Origin of the sequence: Paraburkholderia sp. BCC1884 (genome assembly GCF_900996225.1) — a bacterium.
In the GTDB taxonomy this organism is placed as follows: Bacteria; Pseudomonadota; Gammaproteobacteria; order Burkholderiales; family Burkholderiaceae; genus Paraburkholderia.
In genome coordinates this window covers 521045-541871 of the sequence record NZ_CAAJGL010000090.1, presented here as the reverse complement: position 1 = coordinate 541871, position 20827 = coordinate 521045, and the positions used below count along the sequence as shown (strand labels likewise).

General features: G+C 62.1%; 22 protein-coding genes and 1 tRNA gene. 11 read left to right on the top strand and 12 right to left on the bottom strand.

From position 1 onward, the window contains the following. Window positions 1-48 precede the first annotated feature (48 nt). Window positions 49-423: a DUF4148 domain-containing protein gene (locus tag FQ705_RS21285; RefSeq protein WP_144144013.1), complete on the bottom strand. Its 375-nt coding sequence runs from the start codon at window positions 421-423 to the stop codon at window positions 49-51. Between the two features lie 418 nt (window positions 424-841). Here FQ705_RS21285 and FQ705_RS21280 point away from each other — a divergent pair, with 418 nt between their 5' ends. Both FQ705_RS21280 and FQ705_RS21275 read left to right on the top strand, forming a co-directional pair. Next, window positions 842-1936, top strand: a complete 1095-nt coding sequence (locus FQ705_RS21280; protein WP_144144012.1) for a sensor histidine kinase — start codon at window positions 842-844, stop codon at window positions 1934-1936. Then, window positions 1933-2760 (top strand): LytR/AlgR family response regulator transcription factor, encoded by an 828-nt coding sequence (locus tag FQ705_RS21275; RefSeq protein WP_144144011.1) that lies wholly within the window; start codon window positions 1933-1935, stop codon window positions 2758-2760. The genes FQ705_RS21280 and FQ705_RS21275 overlap by 4 nt, the downstream gene beginning before the upstream one ends. 81 nt (window positions 2761-2841) lie before the next feature. On the opposite strand, the gene FQ705_RS21270 is transcribed toward FQ705_RS21275, so the two are convergent. The 5 genes from FQ705_RS21270 to FQ705_RS21250 form a co-directional block, all read right to left on the bottom strand. Next, a tRNA-Ala gene (locus tag FQ705_RS21270) sits at window positions 2842-2917 on the bottom strand. A 64-nt stretch (window positions 2918-2981) separates the two neighbouring features. Continuing rightward, window positions 2982-3329, bottom strand: coding sequence for a c-type cytochrome (locus tag FQ705_RS21265; RefSeq protein ID WP_144144010.1), 348 nt, complete (start codon window positions 3327-3329; stop codon window positions 2982-2984). Next, window positions 3326-4123: a BON domain-containing protein gene (locus tag FQ705_RS21260; protein WP_144144009.1), complete on the bottom strand. Its 798-nt coding sequence runs from the start codon at window positions 4121-4123 to the stop codon at window positions 3326-3328. The genes FQ705_RS21265 and FQ705_RS21260 overlap by 4 nt, the downstream gene beginning before the upstream one ends. Before the next feature lie 24 nt (window positions 4124-4147). Next, window positions 4148-4735, bottom strand: coding sequence for a phosphoheptose isomerase (locus FQ705_RS21255; RefSeq protein ID WP_144144008.1), 588 nt, complete (start codon window positions 4733-4735; stop codon window positions 4148-4150). A 138-nt stretch (window positions 4736-4873) separates the two neighbouring features. After that, window positions 4874-5335, bottom strand: coding sequence for a YraN family protein (locus FQ705_RS21250; protein WP_409934729.1), 462 nt, complete (start codon window positions 5333-5335; stop codon window positions 4874-4876). Between the two features lie 37 nt (window positions 5336-5372). Here FQ705_RS21250 and rsmI point away from each other — a divergent pair, with 37 nt between their 5' ends. Next, complete coding sequence (gene rsmI, locus FQ705_RS21245) at window positions 5373-6257, top strand: 16S rRNA (cytidine(1402)-2'-O)-methyltransferase (RefSeq protein WP_144144007.1); 885 nt, start codon at window positions 5373-5375, stop codon at window positions 6255-6257. A 91-nt stretch (window positions 6258-6348) separates the two neighbouring features. On the opposite strand, the gene FQ705_RS21240 is transcribed toward rsmI, so the two are convergent. Then, the gene (locus FQ705_RS21240) at window positions 6349-6951 is read right to left on the bottom strand and encodes a septal ring lytic transglycosylase RlpA family protein (RefSeq protein WP_409934724.1); all 603 of its coding nucleotides are present in this window, start codon (window positions 6949-6951) and stop codon (window positions 6349-6351) included. A gap of 640 nt (window positions 6952-7591) precedes the next feature. On the opposite strand from FQ705_RS21240, the gene FQ705_RS21235 reads away from it, so the two are divergent. The 3 genes from FQ705_RS21235 to FQ705_RS21225 all read left to right on the top strand — a co-directional run bounded on the left by FQ705_RS21235 (window position 7592) and on the right by FQ705_RS21225 (window position 9411). Then, window positions 7592-8236, top strand: coding sequence for an MBL fold metallo-hydrolase (locus tag FQ705_RS21235; protein ID WP_144144005.1), 645 nt, complete (start codon window positions 7592-7594; stop codon window positions 8234-8236). After that, window positions 8233-8856, top strand: coding sequence for an exonuclease (locus FQ705_RS21230; protein ID WP_144144004.1), 624 nt, complete (start codon window positions 8233-8235; stop codon window positions 8854-8856). The genes FQ705_RS21235 and FQ705_RS21230 overlap by 4 nt, the downstream gene beginning before the upstream one ends. A gap of 96 nt (window positions 8857-8952) precedes the next feature. Next, complete coding sequence (locus FQ705_RS21225) at window positions 8953-9411, top strand: Lrp/AsnC family transcriptional regulator (RefSeq protein WP_006050474.1); 459 nt, start codon at window positions 8953-8955, stop codon at window positions 9409-9411. On the opposite strand, the gene FQ705_RS21220 is transcribed toward FQ705_RS21225, so the two are convergent. Then, complete coding sequence (locus FQ705_RS21220) at window positions 9383-10489, bottom strand: cation diffusion facilitator family transporter (protein ID WP_260854582.1); 1107 nt, start codon at window positions 10487-10489, stop codon at window positions 9383-9385. The genes FQ705_RS21225 and FQ705_RS21220 overlap by 29 nt on opposite strands. Here FQ705_RS21220 and FQ705_RS34595 point away from each other — a divergent pair. Next, window positions 10478-10666: a hypothetical protein gene (locus FQ705_RS34595; RefSeq protein WP_260854581.1), complete on the top strand. Its 189-nt coding sequence runs from the start codon at window positions 10478-10480 to the stop codon at window positions 10664-10666. The genes FQ705_RS21220 and FQ705_RS34595 overlap by 12 nt on opposite strands. Before the next feature lie 185 nt (window positions 10667-10851). Here the strand turns inward: FQ705_RS34595 and FQ705_RS21215 are convergent, their stop codons facing one another. Together FQ705_RS21215 and FQ705_RS21210 are read right to left on the bottom strand one after the other, a co-directional pair. Then, window positions 10852-11154, bottom strand: coding sequence for an H-NS family nucleoid-associated regulatory protein (locus FQ705_RS21215; RefSeq protein WP_144144002.1), 303 nt, complete (start codon window positions 11152-11154; stop codon window positions 10852-10854). A 395-nt stretch (window positions 11155-11549) separates the two neighbouring features. Continuing rightward, window positions 11550-12212, bottom strand: a complete 663-nt coding sequence (locus FQ705_RS21210; RefSeq protein WP_144144001.1) for a HugZ family protein — start codon at window positions 12210-12212, stop codon at window positions 11550-11552. 161 nt (window positions 12213-12373) lie between these two features. Between FQ705_RS21210 and FQ705_RS21205 the strand changes: the two genes are divergently transcribed. Both FQ705_RS21205 and FQ705_RS21200 read left to right on the top strand, forming a co-directional pair. After that, window positions 12374-13585 carry an MFS transporter gene (locus FQ705_RS21205; RefSeq protein ID WP_144144000.1) on the top strand — a complete coding sequence of 404 codons (1212 nt, stop codon included), beginning with the start codon at window positions 12374-12376 and terminating at the stop codon, window positions 13583-13585. 219 nt (window positions 13586-13804) lie between these two features. Beyond that, window positions 13805-15349 (top strand): collagen-like triple helix repeat-containing protein, encoded by a 1545-nt coding sequence (locus tag FQ705_RS21200; RefSeq protein ID WP_144143999.1) that lies wholly within the window; start codon window positions 13805-13807, stop codon window positions 15347-15349. A 137-nt stretch (window positions 15350-15486) separates the two neighbouring features. On the opposite strand, the gene FQ705_RS21195 is transcribed toward FQ705_RS21200, so the two are convergent. Both FQ705_RS21195 and FQ705_RS21190 read right to left on the bottom strand, forming a co-directional pair. Then, complete coding sequence (locus tag FQ705_RS21195; RefSeq protein ID WP_144143998.1) at window positions 15487-16518, bottom strand: cupin-like domain-containing protein; 1032 nt, start codon at window positions 16516-16518, stop codon at window positions 15487-15489. Window positions 16519-16651: 133 nt separating this feature from the next. Then, window positions 16652-17797 carry a branched-chain amino acid ABC transporter substrate-binding protein gene (locus FQ705_RS21190; RefSeq protein WP_144143997.1) on the bottom strand — a complete coding sequence of 382 codons (1146 nt, stop codon included), beginning with the start codon at window positions 17795-17797 and terminating at the stop codon, window positions 16652-16654. A 622-nt stretch (window positions 17798-18419) separates the two neighbouring features. Here FQ705_RS21190 and FQ705_RS21185 point away from each other — a divergent pair. Together FQ705_RS21185 and FQ705_RS21180 are read left to right on the top strand one after the other, a co-directional pair. After that, the gene (locus tag FQ705_RS21185; protein ID WP_144143996.1) at window positions 18420-19118 is read left to right on the top strand and encodes a dienelactone hydrolase family protein; all 699 of its coding nucleotides are present in this window, start codon (window positions 18420-18422) and stop codon (window positions 19116-19118) included. 160 nt (window positions 19119-19278) lie between these two features. Then, window positions 19279-20808, top strand: coding sequence for an amidase (locus tag FQ705_RS21180; protein WP_186307931.1), 1530 nt, complete (start codon window positions 19279-19281; stop codon window positions 20806-20808). Window positions 20809-20827 lie beyond the last annotated feature (19 nt).

The following is a 20827-nucleotide window of genomic DNA, read 5'->3' as shown; positions in this document are numbered from 1 at the left end:
GATTCTTCGTCGCTGCGCGTACTTCGCTGCGTCGCGTCGTCAAACAGCTTAGCTGCCGAAGTACGGCGTGCAGAAGCCAGCAGGGCCGACGCATGCGCTCGGTGCATTCATCTTCAACTTCATCTTCATCGTCGCGTTTGCCTGGCCACGGCCGGAAGCCGAGGTGCCTTGCATCGGCACGCCGCCGTAAGAGCCGTCGGTTTGCGCTGAAGCTTGCGTGCTGACTCGAGCTTCGGCGGCCTGAATGTCGGCGGGATAGTTGGTGGCGTCGCCGTCGCCCGGCATGTAGCCGGCCTGTTCGACTCGCACCAGATCGGCGCGCACATCGGCTCGCGTGATCGCCGTGCTGGTTTGCGCAAAAGCGGCTGCGGGGATGGCGAGCATGGCGGCAATCAATGCGGCGCGGCGGATGGTGTGGGACATGATGAAACTCCTGCTTTTAGCGTGTTGGATGGTTGGGTGTTAATAGCCCACTTCCGGGTTCAGCTGAGAAGGTGTTGCTGCGTTCCGGTGATGCTCATCTTGGGCGGTGCAGGGACGTCTCGCTATCGGCTTGCGACGAAACGGCGGTGGGCGTCGTGAAGCGGCGATCTGGCGGCGTGAGAGGTGCGGGTGACATGATGAGTTGTTGATTGAGCCTTTCCGGTCATTGATTGAGTGGGCGAGTACCGGGCTACAGGAGTCGTCAGACGGCGTTTCGTCGCCATGTTGTTCGCGCTGCCGTGATGGCGTTTCGCGCCGGCTAATAGCCGTTCGTCGCAGACCAGTTGAGCGACTTGCTGCGAGGCATCACCATCGGCGCATCAACGTACAATCGTCCGATCCGCCCAGGAAACACGCCATGCCACTCTCCACACTGTCCCTGCTGCGGCCGCTCCGGCGAACGCTGTGGGTCTATGCTTTGACCACGGTCGGCTGCGCCTGGCTTTACAGCGCGATTTATCAGGAATCGTTCTCCAGCGATCTCGTCTATGCCGCGTGCGTCGTCGCGATCGTTCAATGCCTCGTGGCAGGTGGACGACATCTCCACGCGTTCCGGCAACGTCGACAAGGCCGTATCGACGCGGATGGCGCGCGTGACTGGCCTGGCTGGAAATGGATGCTGCCGTGGGTGGTCGCGAGCGTGGTGATCGGCTATTTCGCCGGCATTCGACTCGGCGATGTCCTGCTCGGGATTCGCTACATGCCGATCGGGGCGGCACATGATGCGCGCACGGTGCTCATTAGCCTCACCGTGGCGTTGGTGCCGGCTGGATTCCTGACCTACGTGTTTTATGCCCGCAACCGGATTGCTTCCATCGAGTTGCGCGCAGAAGCTGCGCAGCGGACCGCGGCGGAGAGCCAGCTCAAGCTGCTGGAGTCGCAGCTCGAACCTCATATGCTTTTCAACACGCTGGCTAATTTGCGTGTGCTGATTGGGCATGATCCGCAGCGCGCGCAAGGCATGCTCGATCATCTGATTGCTTTTCTGCGCGCGACGCTTGCGGCGTCGCGGGCGGGTTCGCATACGTTGTCGGCAGAATTCGCACGACTGTCCGATTATCTGACGTTGATGCAGATCCGCATGGGGCCGCGACTGAAGATACAGCTCGAGCTTCCCGAGCAGTTGTCGGGCTATCAGGTGCCGCCGTTGCTGCTGCAGCCTTTGGTGGAAAACGCGATCCGGCACGGACTTGAGCCGAAGGTGAGCGGCGGGAGTGTGGCGGTGAGCGCCGAACGTCATGCGAATGATCTGGTGCTGACGGTTCGCGATACCGGCGTCGGTCTCGACGTGAAAGCACATCATGGCGCACGCTTCGGACTACAGCAGGTACGTGAACGCCTTTTCACGCTTTATGGCGAAGCTGGGACGCTGGATCTGCGGCCTGCGCCGAATGGAGACGACGGGACGTTGGCTGTCGTCACGCTGCCCTGCACGAGGAGCAATACGAAATGAAAGCGACTGCTTTGATTGCAGAAGATGAGGCGTTGCTGGCCGCTAATCTGCAAGCTGAATTGTTCGGTGTGTGGCCGGATCTGGAAATCGTCGCCGTTGTGGGAGACGGTCAGAGTGCAGTGAAGGAGGCGCTGCGGTTGCAGCCGGCGGTTCTGTTTCTCGACATCCGCATGCCGGGGATGAGCGGGCTGGAATGCGCAGAAACGCTTGCCGAAGAGTGGCCTGAGGATGCTGGGGCGTTTCCTTTGATCGTGTTTGTGACGGCTTACGATCAGTATGCAGTGCAGGCTTTTGAACGGGCGGCGTTTGATTATTTGCTTAAGCCGTTGCAGTTGGCTCGGCTTGAGCAGACTTGTGCGCGGTTGAAGACTCGGTTGGGTGAGCGGTCAGTTGAGGTGGGCGGGGAGTTGGCGCTCGGGGGGATTGTCGAGCAGATGCGGGAGTTGCTTGCTGCGGGTGGTGGTGGTGCGCAGGCGGGGCAGGACTCGCAGGATAGCTCGCCGCTGCGGATCATTCAGGCGAGTGCGGGGAATACCATTTCGATGGTGCCTGTCGATAAAGTGATTTATTTTGAGGCGGCGGATAAGTATGTGCGGGTTGTGACGGCGGATAGGGAGCACCTGGTGCGGTCGTCGTTGAAGGAGTTGCTGTTACGGCTGGATACGCAGCGGTTCTGGCAGATTCATCGCGGGTCGGTCGTGCATTGCGATGCGATTGCGAGTGCGCAAAGGGATGAGGCGGGGAAGCTGACTTTGACGCTGAGGGAGCGGTCGGAGAGGCTGGTGGTTAGCCGGCTTTATGCGGATCGGTTTCGGGGGATGTGAGGGGGATGGGGGAAAGCTGCTAGCTTGAAAAAGGCTAGCAGGGGTGGGGTGTTGGCATTGCGTTGTTTTTAAAGCAAAAATTGGTGGAGAGGAGGAGGATCGAACTCCCGACCTTCGCATTGCGAACGCGACGCTCTCCCAGCTGAGCTACCCCCCCAACGTGCGAACAATTCTAGCACGAGCTTTTTCCATTTCCTCGCGCCCCAACCCCAGAAAAACCCTCACTTAGCAGGCGCCCCAGCCAGCACCCAATCCACCACTGCCCGAATATCCGCATCGCTCATAGACTGGTGCGCGGGCATAGGAATCATCCCCCAAACCCCTGCTCCACCATCCTTAACTTTCCGCGCCAACTTCACCGGCGCCTGCGCATCACCCTTGTACTTCGCCGCAATCTGCTGAAACGAAGGCCCAACAAGTTTGCGATCCACCGCATGACATCCCATACAGGCATTCGCATTCGCAATCGCCGGTCCACGCGAAACATCAGCCGCGTGCGACGTCGACACGAACATACCCAGCAACGCCCCCGCCATCACCGAAGCGACAAAGATCACCCCACGCTTCATGGCGTCGTCGCCTTCGGATTGCCCGGATGCACCGAGTTCGAATTGCTGACCGGCGCCGGCGCCTGCTGATCGAGCGGCCGCGCGCTAACCGACGAATCGGGGATCGCCCCAACCGTCGGCGCACTCGCATCCGGCTGCGCAGCGGCCGGTGCCGGCGCGGTCGCCGCCGCAGCAGCGGCCGCTGCGGCTTCCTGCGGCTGAATGTACTGGAACACCTTCACGACCTGCACCACGCCCGGCACACGGCTCGCGACATCCGCGCCGCGATTGCCTTCGTCCATCGTGACGAGCCCCATCAGGTACACCGAGCCACGCTCGGCCACCACCTTGAAGTTGTTCGCCGAAATATTCTTCTCGGCGATCAGCGCGGTTTTCACGCGCGTTTCCAGATACGTATCGTTAGTGCGCGACGAGAACGAACTCGCCGGCATGATCGCCAGTTCGTTGACGATCGTCGTGACGTTGTTCAGACCACGCACGACACTTTCAGCGCGCTGCTTCGAGACTTCCCCCGCGACTTCACCGGTCAGCAGCACGCGACGGTTGAACACCGCCACATTGACGTGCGCATTGTCCGGCAGATTCTGCGTGATCTGCGACAGCGCCTTCACCTGCAACTCGCGATCTTCGGTCTGCGCGCCGAGCGTGCGCCGGTCGGTCGCCACCAGCGCGCTGCCGCCCGCCGCGCCGGCCACCGCGAGAAAACAACCTTGCAACGTTGCGGACAAGCCCGCCGCGAACCCCACCACCAGCACGGTTCTCACCAGTGTCTTCTTGACGCGGAATGCGCTCATCAACTAGCTCTCCTTCGGAATCGGTCAGTCTTCGCCCAGCAACATGGCATCGATGCCGTCGCATAGACAATGGATGGTCAACAAATGCACTTCCTGAATGCGCGCAGTGCGATCGGACGGCACGCACACGTGAATATCGGTGTCGCTCAATACTTGCTGCATGCGTCCGCCGCCTTTGCCGCTCAGCGCAACGACGATCATTTCGCGCTCGTGCGCAGCTTCTATCGCGGCCAGTACGTTGGCGGAATTGCCGGAGGTGGAGATCGCGAGCAGCACGTCGCCGGGTTGACCGAGCGCCCATACCTGCTTCGAGTAGATCTGCTCGAACGAGTAGTCGTTGGCGATGGCGGTCAGCACGGACGTGTCGGTGGACAGCGCAATCGCCGGCAAGCCCGGACGTTCACGCTCGAAGCGGCCGATCAGTTCGGCAGCGAAGTGTTGCGCGTCGGCAGCCGATCCGCCGTTGCCGCACGCAAGGATGCGATTGCCGTTGGCAAGCGCGCCGAACATCGTGTCGATCGCTGCGGCGATCGGCATCGACAGGATTTCGAGGGCTTCGAGTTTGACCGCCGCGCTATCGCGGAAGTGTTGTTGAATACGTTCGACTGACATCGAGTCTCTATCTTCTACCGCGTATGGGCCGCACCGTGCAGCCGTGTTGTGAAGTGATCTTGCGAAGTTGCGCGGCGCCCCGTGGCCCGCGTGCGAGCGCAAGTTTATCGCACTCACACGGGTTCTCCGCGCACAACGTCAGACTTCATCGGCCCGAAACGCGTCGCGTAACCAGACGAGGCGGCCGGCTTCGAAAGCAATCACGTCGAAACGGCAGGCGGGCTGATCCGTCTCGCGACGACTGCGCACGGCCAGATAGTGCTGCGCCGCGCGCACGATGCGCTGTCGTTTCTGCCAGCCGATACTCGCCGCCGCACCGCCATACCGACGCTGGGCCCGCGCGCGTACTTCCACGAAGACCAATGCGCCGTCCCGATCGCGCATCACGAGATCGATTTCCCCGCCCCGGCACGACACATTGCGCGCGACCAATCGCAAACGCTGCCGCTGCAAAAATTCGAGCGCGCGTGATTCGAAAGCCGCGCCGACGAGTTTGGACCCCGCCGGCCCCGAAAAGTTGTGGGCACCGACGGCGTCTGTCTTCAAGCGCGTCGTCACCGCCTCGCCCCCGCCCGATTCGCGCGACACCGCGTGGCACAATGGCGGCCTCATTCTGTCTGTTTGCGTCTTCTGCCTCATGACTCCTCTTTCCGAACTCGCGCAAGGGCAGCAATACCCTTCTGCCGCGCTCTATGTGGTGGCCACGCCGATCGGTAACGTCGCCGACGTGACGCTGCGCGCGTTGCACGTGCTCGGACTGGTAGACCGCATCGCCGCCGAAGACACCCGCAACACCGGCCAGCTGCTCGCGCGCTACGGCATCTCGAAGCCGCTCGTCGCCGTGCACCAGCACAACGAGCGTGCCGCAGCGCTACGCCTGATCGAGCATCTGCAAGCCGGCGAACGCGTCGCCTACGTGTCCGACGCCGGCACGCCCGGCATCTCGGACCCCGGCGCGAAACTCGTCGATGCGGTCCGCGAAGCCGGCTTTCCGGTGATTCCGCTGCCGGGCGCGAGCGCGCTCGCCACGGCATTGAGCGCAGCCGGCGATTGGGTCGCCACGTTCTCCTTCCTCGGCTTTCTGCCGCCGAAACCCAAGGCGCGCGCCACGACGCTGCAAACGCTCGCCAACCATCCGCATGCGATGGTGTTCTACGAAGCGCCGCACCGGATCGTCGAAACGGTCCAGGCACTGGCCGATGCGTTCGGCGGCGAGCGTCGTCTGCTGATCGCGCGTGAATTGACGAAGTTACATGAAGCGCTGCATCAAGGCACCCTGGCCGAAGGGCCAACGTGGCTCGCCGCCGATCCGAACCGTCAGCGCGGCGAATTCGTTCTGGTGGTGGAAGGCGCGCAGCCGGAAGCCGCCGGCGAACACGATCACGACGCGTTGCTGGGCATCCTGCTGGAAGAGTTGACGGTGAGCAGCGCGGCGAAAGTGGCGGCAGCCATCACCGGAGCTCCGCGCAACGCGTTGTACACCCGTGCGCTGGCGCTGAAAAAAGACGAAGACGACGAATAAAGCCATCGCGCAGAAGCAAAAAGAAAGGGCCGCATGTCACCATGCGGCCCTTCGTATTTCTGCGACGCGCAGCGCGCCCGCGATCGGCTGATTACTTCTCGCTGGACGACCCCGAGTTCGACGCAAGCGTCTCGTTCAGTTCAGCGCGTGCTTCCTGCTGCGTCAGACCTTCGATCTTGACCTTGGCAGTCCCTGCGTGGCGCATGTCCAGCAGATTGGCGGCGGCCATCGACAGGTCGATTACGCGGCCTCGGGCGTAAGGCCCACGGTCGTTGATCCGCACGACTACCGAGCGCGAAGTAGCCGGATTCGTCACGCGGACGTAGGAGCCGAGCGGCAGCGTGCGATGCGCGGCAGTCAGCGCATGCATGTCGTAACGCTCGCCGTTGGCGGTGCGGCGGCCGTGGAAGGCGCGGCCGTACCACGAAGCGCGGCCGGTCTGACGGAAGTCAGCAACCGCCGAACTATCGTCCGTTAGAGGCTGAGCGTCGGCCAGCGAGCTACCTTTGGCGGACGCGTCGGAGGCCGGCGCGCTACCGAAGGATTGTGGTCCAAAGGTGCCCGCTTGCGCGTTCTTCGTGCTCAGCGGCTGGCCGCTGTCTGACGTGGTGCTACCGCCCGGAGGCGTAGCGCAACCGGCCAGCACAAAAAAGGCAAAAAGAGTCCCCAGACCACGGGATAACCGAGTTTTCATAAGACGTGCAATCACATTGTCGAGCCGCATCACGCGAAATTGAGCGTGTTGCCTGCGACTCCGGCGGCAAAGGGACGACAACGCGCCGCGCAAAAAGGCGCAGAACGTCAAAGCCCGGATGCGGCTCATTCAGCCGCTACCGCACGGTTAATTTTCACGTCTGGCGCAACCTGTCCCCGGCAGCCTGACCAGACCCCACATGCCGCCATCGAACGTGGCAAACACGTTCTTGCGCGCGAAAAACTCAGCGCACAGGAACGGCGGCGTAGGCCCCACCCAGCGTCGCGACCGCTAAAGTCGCAGCAGGCGCGTGGCACCTGGCTGGGCAAGACGTGTGCATCGAATGCATCGATACTTGATGGCCGTCCAAGACTGCGACAGCCCATACTTGAGTGGCGATCCGCGTGCCCATTTTTGATGGGGACGCATCGCCGTGTGGCATGCACACCTACTAGTGCATGGGGTGCATTATACCTAAAACAAATTTTTGGGATGACAAGCGACTGAAAACCTTGATGAATTTTCACGAACGCTGCAAAAATGGGCAGGCAAAACCCCGCTGGGCGGGGGCTGACGCGCCCTCGGCGAGCACGCGCCGCAGGCCGGTACAATCGATGTTTTTCCAGCGGCGCCGTCCTTCATGAAAGTCACCTTGATCCCCGTCACGCCGTTCCAGCAGAACAGCTCATTGCTCGTTTGCGAGGCAACCGGACGTGCGGCCGTCGTCGATCCGGGCGGCGACCTCGACGTCATCCAGGGCGAGATTGCGCGTCAGAACGTGACGGTCGAAAAAGTCTTCCTGACGCACGGTCACATCGATCACTGCGCCGGCGCGAAGACACTCGCCACGCACTACGGCGTGCCGATCGAAGGCCCGCATCCCGACGAGCGTTTCTGGCTCGACAAGCTGCCGGATCAAAGCACGCGTTTCGGCTTTCCCGCGGCCGAGGCATTCGAGCCGGACCGCTGGCTCGCCAACGGCGACACGGTGCAGTTCGGCGACGAAACGCTCGAGGTCTATCACTGCCCCGGACACACGCCGGGTCACGTGGTGTTCTTCAGTCGCGCGCACCGTCTCGCGCTAGTCGGCGACGTGCTGTTCGCCGGCTCGATCGGCCGCACGGATTTTCCGCGCGGCAATCACGCGGATCTGGTGCGCTCGATCCGCGAGAAGCTGTGGCCGCTTGGTGACGACGTCACCTTCGTGCCGGGTCACGGACCCACGTCGACGTTCGGCGCCGAGCGTCGGACCAACCCCTACGTCGCTGATGGAGTCGAGGCATGACGAGCGAAATCTATGTGAGCACCGACGTCGAAGCGGACGGCCCGATTCCCGGCCCGCATTCGATGCTCAGTTTCGCCTCCGCCGCCTACACCGAAGACAAGCAGTTGATCGCCACCTTCTCGGCGAATCTCGAATTGCTCGACGGCGCTGCACCGCATCCCGTGCAGGAAGCCTGGTGGAAAACCCAGCCCGAAGCATGGGAGGCTTGCCGCAAAGATTTGCAGTCGCCCGTGGCGGCCTTGACGGCCTACGTCGACTGGGTCGAAGCGTTGCCCGGCAAGCCAGTGTTCGTGGCGATGCCGGCGGGCTTCGACTTCACCTACATGTTCTGGTACATGATGCGGTTTGTCGGACGCTGCCCGTTCTCGTGGTCGGCGCTCGACATCAAGACACTGGCGTTCGCGATGACCGGTCTTCCGTATCGCAAGAACATCAAACCGCGCTTCCCGCGGCACTGGTTCGACGACCACCCGCACACCCATGTGGCACTGGACGACGCGATCGAACAGGGTGCGCTCTTCTGCAACATGCTCAAGGACCTGCGCGCCAATCAGGCAAGCTTGCTCGCTGCCGCCAAAGATGGGGACGCCTCAGGGCAAAAAACCGCTGAGAAAACGTGAAATTAGGTAATCTCCCTCGTCCAGGCCGTTTTACATTGCGTTTCGTTTTCGCGCCCTCTACCATGCGTTGATACGGCGACGCAAACGGAGGCGCAGTTGACACTCGATACGTTCTCACAAAAAATCCTGCGCCTGCTGCAGCTGGATGCACGCCGTTCCGTGCAGGAGATTTCCGACCAGGTCGGCCTGTCGAGCACACCCTGCTGGCGGCGCATCAAGGACATGGAGCAATCGGGAGTCATCCAGCGCTACACGGCGCTGCTCGATCGGGAAAAGCTGGGTCTGCACGTTTGCGCGCTGGCGCATATCCATCTGACACGCCACACCGAAGGCGGCGTCGAACAGTTCGAACGGGAAATCGCCACCTGCCCGGAAGTCACCGAGTGCTACAGCACGACTGGCGAATCCGACTACATCCTCAAGATCGTCGCGCCGGATATCAAGGCGTACGACACCTTTCTGCACGAACGCATCTTCAAGATTCCCGCCGTCGCGCAGGTCCGCACGAGCGTCGTGTTACGCGAAATCAAATTCGATACGCAACTGCCGCTTTGATCTCGTTCGACTGAGCCGGGAGTGCTTGCAGCACATCGAGCTTGCGGGCGCCCAGGCGCGCCTTGAGTGCCTCCAGATCGACGTGTTCTAGCGTCGCCATGGTGCTTTGCAAGGTGCCGGGCTGTGACGCCGGCAGCACTACCTCGATGTCGAGCCCCGTGCTCAGGTAATGAATATTGATCGCGGCAGCCCGAGCGCCTGCCGACGCCAACGCCGCGTCGACCTCTTCCACCACGCGTTTGCGAGCGGGCAGGTCGATCGGCGGATGCGCGACGGCATCGTTTTCCGGATCGACGTGGATTAGCGCGTCGAGCACGCGGTTATCGGTCAGGACACGCAAACGCGCCGACTCCGCGATGTAATGCCCTTCCGATACCGAAATCTGCGGATCGACGAGGATATGCGCATCGACCAGCGCAAAGTCGCCCATCTTGCGCGTGCGCAATTCGTGCACGTCGCGGACGCCGGGCGTGGAGAGCAGCAGCGTGCGCACGTCGGCGGCCGAGGCGTCGTCGAGCGCGCGGTCGGAGAGATCCTGCAGGGCGTCCCAACCAAACGTCCAGCCCATGCGCGCCACCATGAAGCCGACGATCGCCGCCGCAATCGGATCGAGCAGGCGCACGCCGGCCAGACTGCCGACAATGCCGATCGCCACCACCAACGATGAAGCCGCATCAGAACGCGCATGCCACGCGTTGGCAATCAGCATGGCGGAACGCACGCGTTGCGCTTCACGCAGCATGTACCTGAACAGCCCTTCTTTCGCACACAGCACGAGGACAGCAACCGCGAGCGCGCTCATATGTACTGCGGGAATACTTTGCATATCGGCCAGCCGCGAGCCGGCGCGCCACAACATACCGACACCGACCGCGATCAGCAGTGCACCTAAAAATAATGAAGCCACCGTTTCATAACGGCTATGTCCATAGTTGTGGTCGGCATCGGGCTTCACGCCGCTGTGCCGATTGGCAATCAGCACGACAAAATCGGAAATCAGATCGGCAAGGGAATGGACGCCATCCGCGACCAATGCCTGCGAGTGCGCAAATGCACCGATGACGATTTGCAGCGTCATCAAGACCGCATTGAGCGCAATACTGACGAAAGTGGTTTTGCGCGCAACGCGATGTTTGTCGACGGATTGAGCAGTAGCGCCGGAAGCCATATCAGAGACAAAGCAGAAAGTTCAATGCCTGAATTCTACCTGCCGACACTCGGAACACGCCGGGAGTTTTTAAAAAAATCCTTTTAAATCAGCCGTTTATCTAAACGAAAAGCATTCGTGTTCCGATTATGCGAAGTTCGTGCGACAAAACCTCGCGCCGCCAGCTGGCAATAAAAAAACCGCGCCCTGACCGGTACGCGGTTTTTCGTGGCCACAGCGCGCTATAAGCGCAGCCGATTGGCGCTAACCCTAATACTTCACGCCCGCAGGCATTACTTCTGGATCAGAAACTTTTCTCGGTCCAGACCGGCGATCCAACGCGGCGGCTTGCCACGGCCGGACCACGTGCTGCCACTGTCCGGGTCGCGATATTTCGGCGCAACGCCTGCGCGCGGACGACCCGCTTTAACGCCTTTTGCTGCACGGCCACCGCCGAGTTCAGTCAGCGAGATGCCGTAATCGGCCATTTTCTGCTTGATCTCATTCAACACTTCCGCGTATTCGCGCGACTTTGCTTCTTCGATCTGCTTTTCGAGCTTCTCGCGCTGCGCGAGTAGTTCCTTGTAGGAAGACATAGGTTCCCTTGTGATTTGGATAAATGACTGCCAGTCTTAAGCCAGCTTGCCCTTAGAAGGTGATCATGCCTCGGAATTTGATGGCGAGATTAACACAAAATAGAAAGACTACAAAAGCGCGCGCGTAAATTTAATCTAAATTCGTTTCAAAAAATTTCCTGAGACTGTGCTGTTTGATCACATCCTTTCAAATTCATGATTTCGCATTTTGCTGAATAAACAGAGTCGACTGCCATAATCGCGGAATTAACTTTCAAAAAATGAAATTTAAGATACCGATTTGGCATCAACATCTCATGCCATGAGAGCTTCAACATGAAACCTTGGAACATATTGCAAGGCCGCCGCCCCGCTGCTATTCGCGCATGAGTGTTTTCCCCGAAGCCGCAATAAAACTAAATCGCACCACGCTGGATGCAATCTTCAAGCGCCGCATGCAAGGTTTCGCCATTGGGTTTGACTTCTTCGAAGGCAAGCCGGCTGCGCGCACCGTTGCGCTTCAGATCGATGCCATACCGATCCACGCCGAGTAGTTCAACTCCGCCGTCGTTCTTCAATTGATGGCCGAAATGTCGGATAAGCGCATTCTCTTCGGCAAAATCAAGCGGCGCCAGGGGATCGAGTTCGGCGCCGTTGAGCCATCCCATTGCGCCGAAGCCGCCGATATAACGCAGCCGTTCAAGGCGCATCGTCCAGAAAGTGAAATCGCCGAGAATCAGATAGCGCTCGGCGTCCGGGTGATAGCGTAGATAACGCTGCACGACTTCGGGCGTCGAATCAACCTGCTCGAACATGCCGAGCAAGGTCACGCGTGCGCCGCTCAGTACATCGCCGCCGGGGGCGTCGAAAGCCAGGAAACCGGCGCGCGGATCGGCGTGCAGGTTATGCGTGTGTTCGGCGAGCCGGCTCACGAGAAGGGTCGGCCGATGCTGCGAGTCCGGCGCGAAGGGCAGCACAGATGGATAGGGAAAGCCCTCCGGCTGACGCGCATGCGTGGCGAGCGTGCCGACGGCGGCCGTATGCAGCAGATGAAGCGGAGCGTGAGCGGGAATGTTCAAGTGCGCGTTCCTCCATGAATGGGCGGCGAATGGCGACCAGTTGCAGCAAAAGCGGGACCCGCTTGCCGCCGCCTTTCCAAGCATAAGACAGCACGCTTCGTTAGAATCGGAAATTCGCTTTCAACGCGCTTTCTTCCGCCTTACCCTTCACGAGATTTTCAGTGTCCGACCGCTCTCCCGATTTCGCTACCCTGCCCGCCGCTCACCGCGATCTGTCCGATACCGGGCGACAGCGCGCCCGGTGGGCCACGATGGCGGTGTTCTTCATCGCCGGCATGATGTACGCGTCGTGGGGGGTGCATGTGCCGACGGTGCGCGACCGCTTTCATCTCAACGCGGCCATGCTGTCGTTTGCGCTGCTCGCCGTGGCGGGCGGCTCGATCGGCGCGATGGCGCTCAATGCGTCGTGGATCGCGCGGGTCGGCACACGCCGCGCCTGCCTCGCCGGCGGCCTGGTGATGGCCGTGTGTGCCGCGTTGATTCTGCTCGTGCCGGCCTACTGGATGTTGCTAGTGGTGCTGGCGATCTTCGGTGCGGGCATGGCCACGCTCGACGTTGCGATGAACGCCGAAGCCAGCGCCGTCGAGAAGGCGCTCGGCAAGCCGATCATGTCGTCGTTGCATGGCATGTTCAGCGTCGGCGGGATGGTCGGCGCGGCGGTCGGCGGGGCGTTGCTGTCGCGCGGCATGGCGCCGGCGGTGCATCTCGCGCTGGCCGCGGCGGTCAGTGCGTTGGTCCTCCTTGCCGCCTGCCCATCCGTGTTGCCGCACGTGCCGCACGCCGATCATCCCGACTCCGCCACGCCGCGCGCCAACCGCTGGCGCTCGCCGGCGCTGTGGGCGCTCGGCGCGCTGGCGCTCGTCGCGCTGATCGCGGAAGGCGCGATGTACGACTGGGCCACCGTCTATATGCGCGACGTCGTGCTGGCTACGCCCGCCCTCGCCAGTGCGGCCTACGCGGCTTTCTCCGGCGGCATGGCTGCCGCCCGTTTTGCCGGCGACGCAGTACGCGCCCGCTTCGGCGCGCCGCAACTGGTGATGGTGAGCGCGGCGCTCGCCTGCGCCGGGATGGTCGGCGCGCTGTTGCTGCCGAATCCGGTCGCGGTGCTGATCGGCTTCACCTTGATGGGCCTCGGCCTTGCCAACATGATGCCGGTGCTGTTCGCGGCAGCGGCAAGCGTCAAGGGCATTCATGCTGCGGAAGGACTCGCGCACGTCGCCGGCCTGGCGTATTTCGGCTTGCTGCTCGGGCCGGTGATCATTGGCGCCGTGACCCAGGCGACCAGTTTGCCCATTGGGTTGTCGGTGGTGGCGGTGTGCTCCGCGGCAATCGCGGTGGTCGGGCCGAAGATCTTGCGGCGACTGAAGATCTGAGGTTCGCGCGCGCGCCGAGCGTTACGTTACGCGCTGCCATGCGCGTCGATGTGTTCCGCGCCACATGAGTCGTCCAGGCACGAACTCCGACCGGCCAATGGCTCATTCAAGCCATTGATTTATATGTCTTTATTTTCGTCACAAAGCCTGAAAGAAAAATTGGCATAGGCTTTGCAGTTAGCTTCCCCAGCAAATCTTCAAACTACGGGGGAGCACACCATGAATCATAAATTCAAACTCTCGGCGATCGCCATGTGCGTGTCGTCGATGATCGTCCTGACGGGATGCGGCAGCACGTTGACTCTGCCGAATGCGGCGAACGGCGCAAGCGGATTGGGGGGCGGCTCGGGGAGCGGTTCGGGTTCAGGTAGCGGTTCGGGTTCAGGTTCGGGCAGCGGCACGCCGACTCCAACGCCCACATCGACACCCACGCCCACACCGACACCCACACCCACACCCACACCTACACCTACACCTACACCCACACCCACACCCACGCCCACACCCACGCCCACACCCACACCCACCAGCGCCAACCCGATCGGCGTGGTCGTGCAAAACACCGGCAACGTCATCACCGCGACCGGCCAGACCGTTTCCGCCGTCGGCAGCCAGATCGGCCTCACCCCGATTCCGGGCGCGAACCCCGCGACCACGACGGCCCTCGGTAACGTCGTTTCGAATCTCGGCAGCGGCGTCACCGCAGTCGGCACAGGCGCCGCGAATGGCCTGGGCCAACTGGGCAACGCCACCGATCCGCTCGGCACCACGCTCGCCAGCAGCGGCAATCTCGTGTTCGACGCAGGTCAGTCCGTCAACAGCGCCGGCCAACTCGTGACGAGCCTTGGCAGCGGTCCGACCGCGCCACTCAGTCCGTTGACCACACCGCTTGGCAGCGCCGTCTCGACGGTCGGCAACACCGTCAGCGGCATCGGCACGCAACTCGGCTCGCAGCTGACGAACGGCCCGATCCAGCAAGTCACGCAGACAGTCAGCACCGCGATCACGCCGATCACGAGCACGCTTGCGCAGACCACGCAAACCGTCGGCGACACGACCGGTCTCGGCGCGCCGCTCAATGGTCTGCTCTCGACCATCGGCCACGGTCTCGACAGCGCCGGCGGCCAGATCAGCGGCGCGACCGGCAATCCGATCGGCCAGAACTTCGGCAACGTCGTGACCAGGCTGGGCGACACGGTTGCGTCGGCGGGTGGTCTGTTGACAGCGGGCGGCGCCGGCAGCGGCAATCCGCTCGGCGGCCTGACCGGCCTCCTGAATCCGGGCAGCGGCTCGAGCAATCCATTGAGCGGCACGCCGCTCGCCCCGTTGACCAGCATCCTCACCGCACTGCCCGGCACCTTGAGCGGCGGTCTGACGGGCGGCAGCGGCTCCGGGAGTCCGCTCGCGCCGCTGACCAATGTCATCAGCACCTTGTCAGGTGGCCTCGGTGGCGCCGGTTCGGGCAACCCGCTCGCGCCGCTCACCGGCGTCGTGAGCTCGGTGACAGGGGCATTGAGCGGCGTGGCCAGTAGCGGCGGCAATCCGCTCGCGCCCGTGACAGCGGCGGTTTCGTCGCTGACCGGCGCGCTCGGCTCGGCCACCGGCTCTGGCTCCGGTGGCGGCAGCGCCGGCAACCCGCTCGCGCCGCTGACCGGTTTGCTGAGCAGCGTCACGGGCACCTTGAGTAGCGCAGCGACGTCGACCGGTGGCGCGACCGGCGGCGGCTTGCTCGGCGGCCTCAGCGGTCTCGCGACCAGGAAATGACGAACACCTATAACGACGGCAAATAACGGCGCGATTCAACAAGCGCTGAAGGGGGGCGGCGAGCCGGGCAACCGGCTCGCTGTTTTTTTATCGAGGCACGCCTTGCGAGGCCACGCCATACCGCGCTCACCTCGACGTCACAGTTCGTGATACGTCGCGTAGTGACGCGAGAAATCGTTGCTCTGCAAGAAATTGGTGAACGTCATCGTCACCGAGGCGTCGAGCCCTTCCACGTAGTGCCACCAGCCGATCGGCAGAAACAGCAACTCACCTGGCGCCAACGTGCATTCGATCAGCTGCGCGTTGTGCATCGAAGGAAAACGCTCGTAGTCGATCGCGCTGCCGTCCACCTGCGAATAGCAATGCAGATGGTTCGCCATATGCGGCGTGTCGACGAGCGGCACCAGCTTGATCTGCTTGCGGCCGATCACCTGCGCCATGAAGTTGTTGGTCAGATCGTGATGAAACGGCGTCTTCGTGCCAGCCGGTCCCATCCAGAAGAAACCGGTATCGGGCGAGGCGGCATCCAGATAGGTATCGATGGTTGGTACATCGGGCCATAGCGCCGCGAGCGCCGTGCGGTTCTGCGAGGTGTTGTTCGCGGTCATGTAGAAGTCGTTGGTCGCGCCACTGCGCTCGACCAGATCGACATACTCGCCAAAGCGCATCAGGCGCTTGAGTGTCGGCTGATTGATTTCGTAGTCCGCATCCGACTCGCGACCGAACTGCACTTCCACTTCGCGATCGCCGCAGCGCTGGCGAAAATAATCGAAACTCCATGTCCGACGCGCGGGCCAGAAATCGAATGCGCCGGTGATGATCACCGGCCGGTTCTGAAAGTAGTACTGCTCGAAGAACTCATCGCGCGATAAACGCTCGCGACGCTCGATCACGCCGCCCGTCGCGCGCATGCGATTGAGCGCGCCATACACGGACAAAATCCACTCACGCTTACGCAAACGATTGCGCAAACGCGTTGCCCCCTGAAAATAAGGACTCGCGAGCGCCGCTTCGATCTCCCGCGACGCCTCGGCGGCATCGAATCCATGTCCCACCAACGCGCCATGCAAGGCAGGCGGCGGTGCGTCGAGCAGCAGGTTCTCGCCGATCCAGCGACGCCACTCATCGTCGATCGAACGGTTCGTCGTGGTCACGGCGCTCTCCTTCATGTGTTTCTACCGCTATTGAATCACCGGTCGCTGATCGACACGCGCAAAAGAAAAGGCACGCGAACCTCGCGGTGCGCGTGCCTTTTAACTAGCGGATCGAAGACAGTTTAAAGCCGTCCTCGCTCACGCGGATTTACATCTTCACTACGTCGAGCAGCGTCTTCTTGCCTGCCTTGTAGTCATACAGCGAGATCACGCCGTGCTGAAGGTCACCCTTCGAGTCGAACGTGGTTTCACCGATCACACCCTTGTAATCCGTGCTCGGCATTGCTGCCAGGATCTTCGCCGGATCGGTCGAGTTAGCACGCTTCATAGCGTCGACGATGATGTACACAGCGTCATACGTGAACGGAGCGTAGATCTGGATCGGCTGACCGAAACGCTTTTCGTACTTCGTTTCGAACGCCTTGCCGCCAGCCATCTTCTCGAGCGCCATACCGGCTTCCGAGCAGACGATGTTGTCGGTTGCGTCGCCAGCCAGGTCCGACAGCTTGTCCGTACAGACGCCGTCACCTGCCAGCACCTTCGCGCGCAGGCCGAGTTGCTTGGCTTGCTTGGCGAACGGGCCGCCGGTTGCATCCATACCGCCGTACATGATCGCGTCCGGGTTTTCGCCCTTGATCTTCGTCAGAATTGCGCGGAAGTCGACAGCCTTGTCGTTGGTCGCGTCATGCGACATCACGTTCATGCCGAGCGACTTGGCAGTCTTTTCGAATTCGTTGGCGAGACCCTGGCCATAAGCGGTCGAGTCGTCGACGATCGCGACGCTCTTCACTTTCAGGCCCTTGGATGCGTAGTTAGCCAGTGCCGGACCTTGTTGCGCATCGGTCGCGACGACGCGGAACGTCGTCTTGAAGCCTTGTTGCGTGTAAGCCGGGTTCGTTGCCGACGGCGAGATCTGCACGATGCCTGCATCGCTATAGATCTTCGAAGCCGGAATCGACGTGCCCGAGTTCAAGTGACCAACCACTGCGACGACCTTATCGTCGACCAGCTTCTGCGCGACTTGAGTTGCCGTACGCGGGTCAGCTGCATCGTCTTGTGCGTCGAGTTGCAGCGTGATCTTCTGACCACCGATCGACAGGCCCTTGGCGTTGATTTCTTCAACTGCCAGGCGCGCGCCGTTTTCGTTATCTTTACCCAGGTGAGCGATACCGCCAGTCAGCGGTGCAACGTGACCGATCTTGACGACCTGGTCAGCTGCCGCGGAAGTTGCCAACGTTGCGAACAGCATCGCCGCAGCGCTGATCGGCAACAGCTTTTGAATCTTGATGTTCATGTAAGTCTCCAGTTTCGGTCCCAAAAACAACGTAATCGCCCTGTGCCCCCGCTTCCCCAACACGTGTCGCTCAGTCCCGTAGACGACCACGCCGGTTGCATCGTTCATGCACTTGGCCAGCACGCTCACCAGCCTGTTTGTGGCAGGCGGCAACCCGTACTTGCGCGCAAGTGTAGGCCATCAAATTAAATTGTGGGATTTTTTTGAGGAAGTGGGATGAACACTAATAGCGTTTATCCAACAGACCCCTGATGCAACTGGACAGACTGGCTGGAAAGCACCAGCCCATGCGGGTTTCCGCCAGGTGAGTCTGTCGTCTAACGGCGCGCCCAAAAGCCTTTTGCGCGTTAAACCGTTAATCATCCGAATTGACTTTGTGCTTAAAAAACAGGCGTACGCAGTGCCATCAAAAAATCCATCTGAAGCACGCCGAATCTGCCTGCGTGCGCGACGAAACGGCAGGCGAAGAATGTTTCAATCGCCTTACGAAATGACCGCCGCCGGCCTCGCCTGCAAGCCGTTTCTTTTGATGGCACACTGACCGCCGCTTCAGGCATTCAGGCCTCTGGCATTCATTTCAGACCGACCGCGCACCCAGGCGCGCGGGTATATGGAGAGCACCATGAGCACGACTTCCCGTTGGATCGACATCCCCGCCGGCAAAGAGAGTTTCGGCGGCTACCTGGCGCTGCCCAAAGGCGGCAAAGGTCCGGCGGTCATCATCATTCAGGAAATCTTCGGCGTGAACAGCCATATCCGCTCGGTCGCGGATCAGTACGCGCAAGACGGCTACGTCGCCCTTGCACCGGATGTGTTCTGGCGCGTGCAGCCGCGTGTCGAATTGACCTATGACGGCGCGGATCGCGAAAAGGGCATCGAACTGATGCAGAAGCTGAAACTCGACGACGCCGTGGCCGACATCGGCGCGGCCGCTGCCGCGTTGCGCGCGCTGCCGGAAGTGACCGGCAAGGTGGCCGCGATCGGCTACTGCTTCGGTGGACGTCTCGCCTATCTGGCCGCCGCGCAAGGTTCGCTCGACGGTGCGGTCGCCTACTACGGCGGCGGCATCCAGAATCAGCTCGACGAAGCCGCGAAGATCAAGGTGCCGATGCAATTCCACTACGGCGAACTCGATGCGCATATTCCGCTGTCGGCCGTAGGCGAGATTCAGGAGCGCTTCGCCGGCCGCGCCGACGCTGAATTCCACATCTATGCGAACGCCGATCACGGCTTCAACTGCCCGGACCGCGCCTCGTACAACCAGCGCGCCGCCGCGCTCGCGCACGGCCGCACGCTGACCTTCCTCGGCGAGCGTCTGTAACTCGTCGCGCCGAACGGCTCGCGTCGTCGAGTGGCGCGACTATCGCCGCCACTCACGCGAGCGCTCAACTCAGTTACTCTCTGAGCGACGACGCGGCATCGCCGCGTCGTCTTCCATGCATTCGACCGATCCAACACTCGATAACGAGGGCTCATCCGTCGTGCAATCAGACTATCTCGCCCATGACGCCCTCGGCCTCGCCGAGCTGGTGCGCACGCGTCAAACCAGCGCGCGCGAGTTGCTCGACATCGCGATCTCCCGCACCGAAGCCGTCAACCCCGCGATCAACGCGATTGTCCTGAAGGACTACGACGCCGCCCGTCAACGCGCCTCGCGCGACGACGCCAGCCGGGCCAACGGTGCTACTTATAGTGCGATCGACGCGAATGGCGCCGGCACGCAGACGGCGCTAGCGGGCGTGCCTTATCTGATCAAGGATCTCGGTGCGCCGGTTGCCGGACTGCGCATGTCGATGGGCAGCCGCCACTATCGCCATTTCATTCCCGAACTGGACGCGCCAGTCGTCGCGCTCGCGAAAGCAGCCGGTCTGAACATCTTCGCCAAGACCAGCACTTCCGAACTCGGGCAAATGCCCTATACCGAGCCCGAACTGTTCGGCGCGTGCCGCAATCCGTGGAATCTCGACCACACGCCGGGCGGCTCGAGCGGCGGTGCCGCCGCCGCGGTGGCGGCCGGCATCGTGCCGCTCGCGCATGCCTCTGACGGCGGCGGCTCCATCCGCATTCCGGCTTCATGCTGCGGACTCTTCGGCCTCAAACCATCGCGCGGACGTGTGCCACGAGCGACGCCGGCCGGCGCCGGCGAGCTCGCCGTCGATCTCGCCGTCTCACGCAGTGTGCGCGACAGCGCCGTGCTGCTCGATCTGCTGTCGGGCAACGCGGACCGTCCGCTCGGCGCACCAGGCACTTTTCTCGGCGCGAGCCGCGAACCGTGCAAGCCGCTGAACATCGCCTATGTCACGGAGTCGATGCTCGCGCCTTCGCTTTCCGCCGACGCGCGCGCCGCGCTCGACGACGCCGCGCAACTGGCGATCTCGCTCGGTCATAACATCGAGCCGGTATCGCTCGGCATCGACTTCGCCGCGGTTCGTCACGCGTTCCTCACGTTGTGGTCCGTGACGGCGGAAGAACTGGTGCTGAATGCCGAGCGCATCACCGGCCGCAAACCGCTGCGCGCCGAGTTCGAAATTTCGACGTGGACGATGGCGCACGTCGGCCGCAAGCTCGGCGAGCGTGGTTTGCCCGCCGCACTCGAAGAACAGCGCCGCATCACCGAACGTCTCACGGATCTGCTGAACCGTTACGACGTGCTGCTGTGCGCGACACTGGCAGCCGCGCCGATCAAGATCGGCGAGATGCAGCCCACCTCGGCGGAACGCATGCAGATGCGCGCCGTCACCGCCATGCCTCTCGAACCGCTGATGAAGAAGGTGCTCACCGAGGCATCGAACAAAGCCTTCACGTGGGCGGGCTGCACGGAAGTCTTCAATCTGAGCGGACAACCGGCGATGTCGGTGCCGCTGTACTGGAATGCACGGGGCTTGCCGGTCGGCGTGCAGTTTGCCGCGCGCGAGGGTGGCGAGGCGACGCTGCTGCGTCTGGCTGCGCAACTCGAAGCGGCGCGGCCGTGGTTCGACAAACGTCCGCCATTGATGCAGGCGCGGAGTTAGGTTAGCGTGGGATTCGCGC